A 7458-nucleotide genomic window follows, 5' to 3' on the forward strand; every position below is an offset into this window, starting at 1 on the left:
GCCGGTGACGTCGAGGCAGGGAATGATTCGTTTAGCGAGCATGGAAATCTATGAAGAAGGCGTTGGAACGCCACAGAAGGTGAATGAGAAGTGTGGCCGGCTACAAGGCGGAATCCAGAACAAGGTAAATCACGGCAGGAAGAGTCAGTACGGTGAAAACAGCATATCTGTAAGCCTCGTTCTTTTGCCAGTAGTCGTCAATGTGCTGATGAATATGCCAGTAAACAAAAATCGAGACTGCCAACGCGGCTAATGCGCACAATCCCACAAGACAAGACGCGGTATCAAGCCCGAACCAGATGACGAAACCGGCCAYAAACATGAGAGGAGCGGCAGCCAATAGTGAGACTCCCCAAATAGCCCAAAACCAGTTGGGAGTAACAGGCTTCTCCAATGAAGAAAGTCCTGTCTCAGCCGTTCAGTTCATCGGCCCTGGCCTGGGCTTTCTCAAAATCGAGATCACCGCTGTAGATAGAGCGGCCGCAAATCACGCCCTCCACGCCCTCTTCCTCGACTTCGCAGAGTTTTTCGATGTCAGCCATGTTCGAAAGGCCGCCCGAAGCGATCACGGGAATCGTCAGCGCCTGGGCGAGCTTGACGGTGGCGTCGATGTTGATGCCGGTCAGCATGCCGTCGCGGCCGATATCGGTGTAGATGATGGATTCGACGCCGTAGTCCTGGAATTTCTTGCCGAGATCGATGACCTCGTGGCCGGTCATCTTGCTCCAGCCGTCGGTGGCTACTTTGCCGTCCTTGGCGTCGAGGCCAACGATGATGTGGCCGCCGAACGCGGTGCAGGCGTCCTGCAGGAAGCCGGGGTTCTTTACAGCGGCCGTGCCGATGATGACGTAGCGCAGGCCAGCATCGAGGTAGCGCTCGATGGTGTCCAGGTCACGGATGCCGCCACCCAGCTGCACATCGATCTCGCTGCCGACTTCCGCCAGGATCTGCTTGATGGCTGCCTCGTTGCGGGGCTTGCCTGCGAACGCACCATTCAGGTCCACCAGGTGCAGGCGCCGCGCGCCCTTGTCGACCCAGCTGCGCGCCATGGCGGCCGGGTCTTCGCTGAAGATGGTGGATTGATCCATGTCGCCCTGTTTGAGGCGGACGCAGTGACCGTCTTTCAGGTCAATCGCGGGGATAAGTAGCATGTGCGGTTAAAGACGGTAAAACGGTAAAGTACAAAACGGACGCTCAGGGTAACAAAAAGCCGGACGCCCCGGTACCGGGTCTGACCCAAGGTATTCAGGGATTCCAGTGCAGGAAATTGCGGTACAGGGCCAGCCCATGGTCGGCACTCTTTTCGGGGTGGAACTGGGTGGCAAAAATATTATCGCGTGCAATCGCCGCCGTAAAGCGCGCGCCGTAGTCGGCCTCCCCCGCGATGTGGTGTGCATCCGACGGCCGGGCATAAAAGCTGTGTACAAAATAAAAGTACGCGCCGTCGGGCACGCCAGCCCAGACCGGGTGGGCCCTGGCCGTGCCCGCACCATTTTGGTAAACCTGGTTCCAGCCCATCTGCGGCACCTTGTAACGGCTGCCGTCGGGCTGGATTTTGCCGGCCAGCTCGAATTTGGTGACCTCCCCAGGGATTAATCCGAGGCCGGTGGTACCCACGCCGCCGTCGCCGGGCTGGCCTTCGTCGCTGTGGCTCAGCAGCATCTGCATGCCAACACAAACACCGAACAGCGGCTTGTTGGCCGCAGCGTGCAGCACCGACTCCAGCATGCCGGAATCTGCGAGCTCGCGCATGCAGTCGGCAATGGCGCCCTGGCCAGGCAGCACGATGCGTTCGGCCGACATCACATCTTCGGCCCGGGAGGTGACCAGCACGTCAAAGCCGCTGCCGCCCGCCACATGGCGAACAGCCTGTGACACGGAGTGCAGGTTGCCCATGCCGTAGTCGACCACGGCGACTGTTTTGGGTTTTGCCATTGAAAGTCGAAAGGTAGTTTGCTACGAATTTAATAGCTGCTTGCGCCCGTCACCATTGGTCTGGAGGCAAAAACAGGCATTAAAACAAGGATTGGACGTGTTCCCGGCGTTGAGTGCGAAGGGGTTACAGCGAACCCTTGGTCGATGGAATCACGCCTGCGGCGCGCGGATCGATCTCCAGCGCCATGCGCAGCGCGCGGGCAAATGCCTTGAACACGGTTTCGGCCTGGTGGTGGGCGTTCTCGCCCTTGAGGTTGTCGATGTGCAAGGTCACAAAGGCGTGGTTCACAAAGCCCTGGAAGAATTCGTAGGCGAGCTGGCTGTCGAAGGTGCCGATCATGCCGCTCTTGAAAGGAACATGCATCTCGAGGCCCGGACGGCCCGAAAAATCGACCACCACGCGCGACAGCGCCTCGTCGAGCGGCACATAGGCGTGGCCGTAGCGGCGCAGGCCTTTTTTGTCTCCCACAGCCTTGGCCACGGCCTGGCCCAGCGTAATGCCCACGTCTTCCACCGTGTGGTGGCCGTCAATGTGCAAATCGCCCTTGGCCTGGATGTCGAGGTCGATCAGGCCGTGGCGGGCGATCTGGTCCAGCATGTGGTCGAAAAAGCCTATGCCCGTGGAAAGGCTGGCTTTACCGGTGCCGTCCAGGTTGAGCTTGACGATGATCTGGGTTTCGGCGGTGTTGCGTGAAACCTCGGCAATGCGGGGAGCGTGGGTAGGGGTGGTCATAGGGATTTTTCAAGCGCCGCCAGCATTTGCACGTTCTCGTCCGCGGTGCCGACCGTCAGGCGCAAACAATTGGCCAGCAATGGGTGCATTTTAGAAACGTTTTTGACCAGGACCTTGCGCGATTTCATGCCCTCAAAGGTTTTGGCCGCATCGGGCACCCGCACCAGGATCATGTTGGCGTCGCTTTTCCAGGCTTTGACGCCCTTTGCCTCCATGCCGGCCAGGGCCTCCAGCAACACAGCACGTTGGGCCACCAGCTCCGCGGCCTGCGCGGCGAATTCACCCTGGTGCTCCAGCGCGAACAGCGCGCATTCGTAGTTGAGCACGCTGATGTTGTAGGGCGGGCGCACCTTGTCGATCTCGGCAATCAGCGCTTTCGGGCCCATCATGTAGCCGATGCGCACGCCGGCGAGGCCGAGCTTGCTCAGGGTGCGCATCAGCAGCACATGGCCGTGCCTGGCGATGCGGTCGATGTAGCTTTTGYTGGCAAAGGGCTGGTAGGCCTCGTCCATCACGACCAGGCCACCTTGCTCGCCTACGGCTTCGATGATCTTTTCAATCACCGCGTCGTCCCACAGGTTGGCCGTCGGGTTGTTCGGGTAGGCCAGGTAAATGATCGACGGCTGGTGCTCGGCAATGGCGGCCAGCATGGCGGCTTCGTCGAGCTCGAAGTCGGCCGTCAGCGGCACGTCGATGAATTTGAGGCCCTGCAGCTGCGCGCTCATGGCGTACATCACAAAGCCCGGCAGCGGCGCCAATATGGAGCCCCCTTCCACATCGCAGGCCATGGCCAGCAGCGAGATCAACTCGTCCGAGCCATTGCCCAGCATGATGTCGAAGCCCTCAGGCATCTGCGCATAGTCAGCCAGGGCCTTGCGCAGATCATTCACGCGGCCATCCGGGTAGCGGTTCAACGCCAGCGCGCCCAGTCGCTGGCCCAGATGGGCCTGCAGCGATGCCGGCAGGCGGTGCGGATTTTCCATCGCATCGAGCTTGACCATGCCGGCCGATTCCTGAATCGCATAGGCGTGCATGGACTGCACGTCCTGGCGGATCAGTTTTTTGAGCTTGGGAGCCAGTGAGGCGTCTGACTGTTTCATGATGGGTGAATTGACTCTGTCTGGCGGTATTGTGAGTGCCGGTTCGCTCAGCAGCTGCTTTTCTGCACGAAAGCGGAGCCCGTGGGCATGCTCCTGTTGGCCACGTCTTTGCGGTTCAGCAGCTCCCTGAACATGGGATCTACAAAAAGCTTCACGCATTCGCCGGACCGGAAAGTACCACTCACAGGAAGCGTCAGCGACAAGATGTTTGAAAYGGTCACCACGATGGAGCTGACGTCGCGATTGCCCTGCTGCGCACCAATGGCGTTGGCCAGCATGACGCCAGCAGAGCCCCCTGCAAGCGTCGCGCTACTTTGCTGAACCGAACTCAAACCATAGTAGGGCGAGGCAGACACTTCGGAGACCACTCCTGAAAGCTCAATCGCATTGGGAGGTTTCTCTGAGGGTTGCACCACGGACGCGCAGCCCTGCAATCCTGCCAGCGCAATGCAAGCAGCAACGACAAGATTCAGCGATCTGAAAATGCGGGTCATTTACGATTCAATCGGGTTTGGAAAGCCGCATTTCGGCGGCGCGGGCATGCGCCTGCAGGCCCTCGCCATAAGCAAGTTCTGCGGCGATCTTGCCGAGGACCTGCGCACCGGCTTCGCTGACCTCAATAAGGCTGGAGCGTTTCTGGAAGTCGTAGACACCCAGTGGCGAACTGAAGCGCGCCGTGCCGCTGGTGGGCAGCACGTGGTTGGRGCCSGCGCARTAGTCSCCCAGCGATTCGCTGGTGTAGGCGCCCAGGAAGATGGCGCCGGCGTGCTTGAGCAAGGGCTCCCACTTGTGCGGGTCGCGGCTGGAGACTTCGAGGTGTTCGGGTGCGATGCGGTTGCTGATCTCGCAGGCCTCTTCCATGCTGCGGGTGTGGATCAGTGCACCGCGGCCGGTGAGGGACTTGGCGATGATTTCGGCGCGCGGCATTTCGGACAAAAGGCGGTCGATAGCGGCCTGCACTTCATCGATATACGCGGCGTCGGGGCACAGCAGGATGCTTTGCGCGAGTTCGTCGTGCTCGGCCTGGCTGAACAAGTCCATGGCCACCCAGTCGGCCGACGTGCTGCCGTCAGCCAGCACCAGGATTTCAGACGGGCCGGCAATCATGTCGATGCCCACCGTGCCAAAAACGCGCTTTTTGGCGCTGGCAACATAGGCGTTGCCGGGGCCGGTGATCTTGTCGACCTTGGGCACGGTCTGCGTGCCGTAGGCCAGCGCAGCCACGGCCTGCGCGCCGCCGATGGTGAAGGCGCGGGTGACGCCGGCCACGTAGGCGGCGGCCAGCACGAGCTCATTGCGCTCGCCTTTGCTCGACGCCGCCTGGTCGCCCGAGCCGCCCGTGGCCACGCTGCCGCGCACGGGCGTTGGCACCACCATGATGATCTCTTGCACACCAGCCACGTGGGCGGGGATGGCGTTCATGAGCAAGCTGGAGGGGTAGGCAGCCTTGCCGCCCGGAACGTAAATGCCCACCCGGTCCAGCGGCGTGACCTTCTGGCCCAGCAGCGTGCCGTCTTCGTCGCGATAACTCCAGCTCTCTCCCGATGCCTTCTTCTGTGCCTCGTGGTACTTGCGCACCCGGGCGGCTGCGGCCTGCAGGGCCTCGCGCTGGGCAGCGGGAATGGCATCAAATGCGGCCTTGAAATCCGCCTGCGTCAGTTCCAGCCCAGCCATCGACGCAGCTGACAGGCCATCAAACCGCGCGGTGTATTCCAGCACCGCCGCATCGCCGCGCTGTTGCACATCGGCCAGGATGTCGGCCACGCGCTGCTCGATGGCCGCGTCAGTGTCGGCGGACCAATGCAGCCGCGCCTTGAAATCAGCATCAAAAGTTGCCGAGACCGTTGACAGTCGTGCGGGAGAAGCTATTAATTTCATAGCATCAAGACTCAAGGTGTGGCCGTGGCGGCGGCGAAGGCATCGATCAGCTTGCGGATGGGCTCTTGCTTGAGCTTGAGCGCGGTCTGGTTCACGACGAGGTGCGAGCTGATGTCCATGATGCGTTCGACCTCGACCAGGTGGTTGGCCTTGAGCGTGCTGCCGGTGGAGACCAGATCGACGATCGCGTCGGCCAGGCCTGTAAGCGGTGCGAGCTCCATGCTGCCATAGAGCTTGATCAGGTCGACGTGCACCCCCTTGGTGGCGAAAAAGTCGCGGGCAATCGCCACGTACTTGGTGGCCACTTTCAGGCGCGAGCCCTGGCGCACGGCGGCGGCGTAGTCAAAACCTTCGCGCACCGCCACGCTGATGCGGCATTTGGCGATTTGCAGGTCGAGCGGCTGGTACAGGCCCTGGCTGCCGGATTCGAGCAAAGTGTCTTTGCCGACCACGCCGAGGTCGGCGCCGCCGTACTGCACATAGGTGGGCACGTCGGTGGCACGCACCAGCACCACACGCAGGCCGGGTTGGTTGGTGTCCAGAATCAGCTTGCGGGATTTTTCCGGGTCGTCGAGTACCTCGATGCCGGCGCTTCGCAGCAGCGGCAGGATGTCGTCGAAGATGCGGCCTTTGGATAACGCCAGGGTGATCATGCTTTGACTCGTTCTATGTCGGCACCGATTCCGCGCAGCTTGGCTTCCATCTGGTCATAGCCGCGGTCCAGGTGGTAAATGCGGTCCACCATGGTTTCGCCCTCGGCCACCAGGCCGGCAATTACCAGGCTGGCGGAGGCGCGCAAATCAGTGGCCATCACGGTGGCGCCCGACAGCTTTTCAACACCCTCCATGACCGCGACCTTGCCTTCGATCTGGATCTTGGCGCCCAGGCGCACCATCTCGTTGACGTGCATGAAACGGTTTTCAAAGATTGTCTCCGTCACCGTGCTGCTGCCCTGTGCAATGGCGTTCAGCGCCATGAACTGGGCCTGCATGTCGGTCGGGAAGCCGGGGTATTCAGTCGTGCGGAAGGATTGCGCCTTCATTCGGCCGCTGGCCTGGATGCGGATAAAACCCTCACCCGCAGTCACCACGGCACCGGCTTCACGCAGCTTGTCGATCACGGCATCGAGGTGGTCGGCTCGGCCATGCTTCAAGACAACGTCGCCGCCGGCAGCGGCCACCGCGCACAAAAAGGTCCCGGTTTCAATGCGGTCGGCCACCACCTGGTGGGTGCAGCCATGCAGGCGCTCCACGCCCTGGATACGGATACGGCGCGTGCCGTGACCTTCAATCTTCGCGCCCATCTTGATGAGCATTTCAGCCAGGTCGCCAATCTCGGGCTCCTGTGCGGCGTTCTCCAGGATGGTTTCACCTTCTGCCAGGCTGGCGGCCATCAGGAAGTTTTCAGTGCCGGTCACCGTCACCATGTCGGTGGTGATGCTGGTGCCCTTGAGCCGCTTCTGACCAGCCGGCAGCTTGGCGATCATGTAGCCATGCTCCACGGCGATTTCAGCGCCCATGGCCTGCATGCCCTTGATGTGCTGGTCGACCGGCCGCGAACCAATGGCGCAGCCGCCGGGCAGTGACACAGTCGCTTCGCCAAAGCGCGCCAGCAGCGGGCCGAGGGCCAGCACGGAAGCGCGCATGGTCTTGACGAGCTCATAAGGGGCTTCCGGTGAGCTCAGGYCGCCGGCATTGAGCACCACGGTGCTGGGCACGTCCTGGCTGCGTTCGGCCTGCACGCCCATGTTGCGCACCAGCTTGAGCATGGTGGCCACGTCCTGCAGGCGCGGCACGTTCTGCAGCGTCACCG

9 protein-coding genes are annotated in these 7458 nt (G+C 61.6%); 1 reads left to right on the forward strand and 8 read right to left on the reverse strand.

The features are described from left to right. Positions 1-253 (forward strand): hypothetical protein (locus AC1D1P_RS10000; RefSeq protein WP_477672859.1); only part of this gene is annotated, 253 nt, incomplete at its 5' end. A 157-nt stretch (positions 254-410) separates the two neighbouring features. Here the strand turns inward: AC1D1P_RS10000 and hisA are convergent. From hisA to murA, 8 genes are all read right to left on the reverse strand, one after another. Further along, positions 411-1151 carry a 1-(5-phosphoribosyl)-5-[(5-phosphoribosylamino)methylideneamino]imidazole-4-carboxamide isomerase gene (gene hisA, locus AC1D1P_RS10005; RefSeq protein ID WP_477658834.1) on the reverse strand — a complete coding sequence of 247 codons (741 nt, stop codon included), beginning with the start codon at positions 1149-1151 and terminating at the stop codon, positions 411-413. 94 nt (positions 1152-1245) lie between these two features. Continuing rightward, positions 1246-1935, reverse strand: coding sequence for an imidazole glycerol phosphate synthase subunit HisH (hisH, locus tag AC1D1P_RS10010; RefSeq protein ID WP_477669864.1), 690 nt, complete (start codon positions 1933-1935; stop codon positions 1246-1248). Between the two features lie 124 nt (positions 1936-2059). Next, a complete protein-coding gene (gene hisB, locus AC1D1P_RS10015) occupies positions 2060-2668 on the reverse strand; it encodes an imidazoleglycerol-phosphate dehydratase HisB (protein ID WP_457279710.1) in 609 nt (202 codons plus the stop codon). Continuing rightward, entirely contained in the window at positions 2665-3768 is a 1104-nt protein-coding gene (hisC, locus tag AC1D1P_RS10020) for a histidinol-phosphate transaminase (protein ID WP_477672860.1), read from the reverse strand. The genes hisB and hisC overlap by 4 nt, the downstream gene beginning before the upstream one ends. 47 nt (positions 3769-3815) lie before the next feature. After that, the gene (locus AC1D1P_RS10025) at positions 3816-4262 is read right to left on the reverse strand and encodes a hypothetical protein (protein ID WP_477672861.1); all 447 of its coding nucleotides are present in this window, start codon (positions 4260-4262) and stop codon (positions 3816-3818) included. 7 nt (positions 4263-4269) lie between these two features. Next, positions 4270-5646: a histidinol dehydrogenase gene (gene hisD, locus AC1D1P_RS10030; protein ID WP_477672863.1), complete on the reverse strand. Its 1377-nt coding sequence runs from the start codon at positions 5644-5646 to the stop codon at positions 4270-4272. A gap of 11 nt (positions 5647-5657) precedes the next feature. Continuing rightward, complete coding sequence (gene hisG, locus AC1D1P_RS10035) at positions 5658-6299, reverse strand: ATP phosphoribosyltransferase (RefSeq protein ID WP_477669868.1); 642 nt, start codon at positions 6297-6299, stop codon at positions 5658-5660. Then, positions 6296-7458 (reverse strand): UDP-N-acetylglucosamine 1-carboxyvinyltransferase (gene murA, locus AC1D1P_RS10040; RefSeq protein ID WP_477672862.1); only part of this gene is annotated, 1163 nt, incomplete at its 5' end. The genes hisG and murA, both read right to left, overlap by 4 nt.

It is taken from the genome of Polaromonas sp. P1_E1_2 (assembly GCF_056406035.1).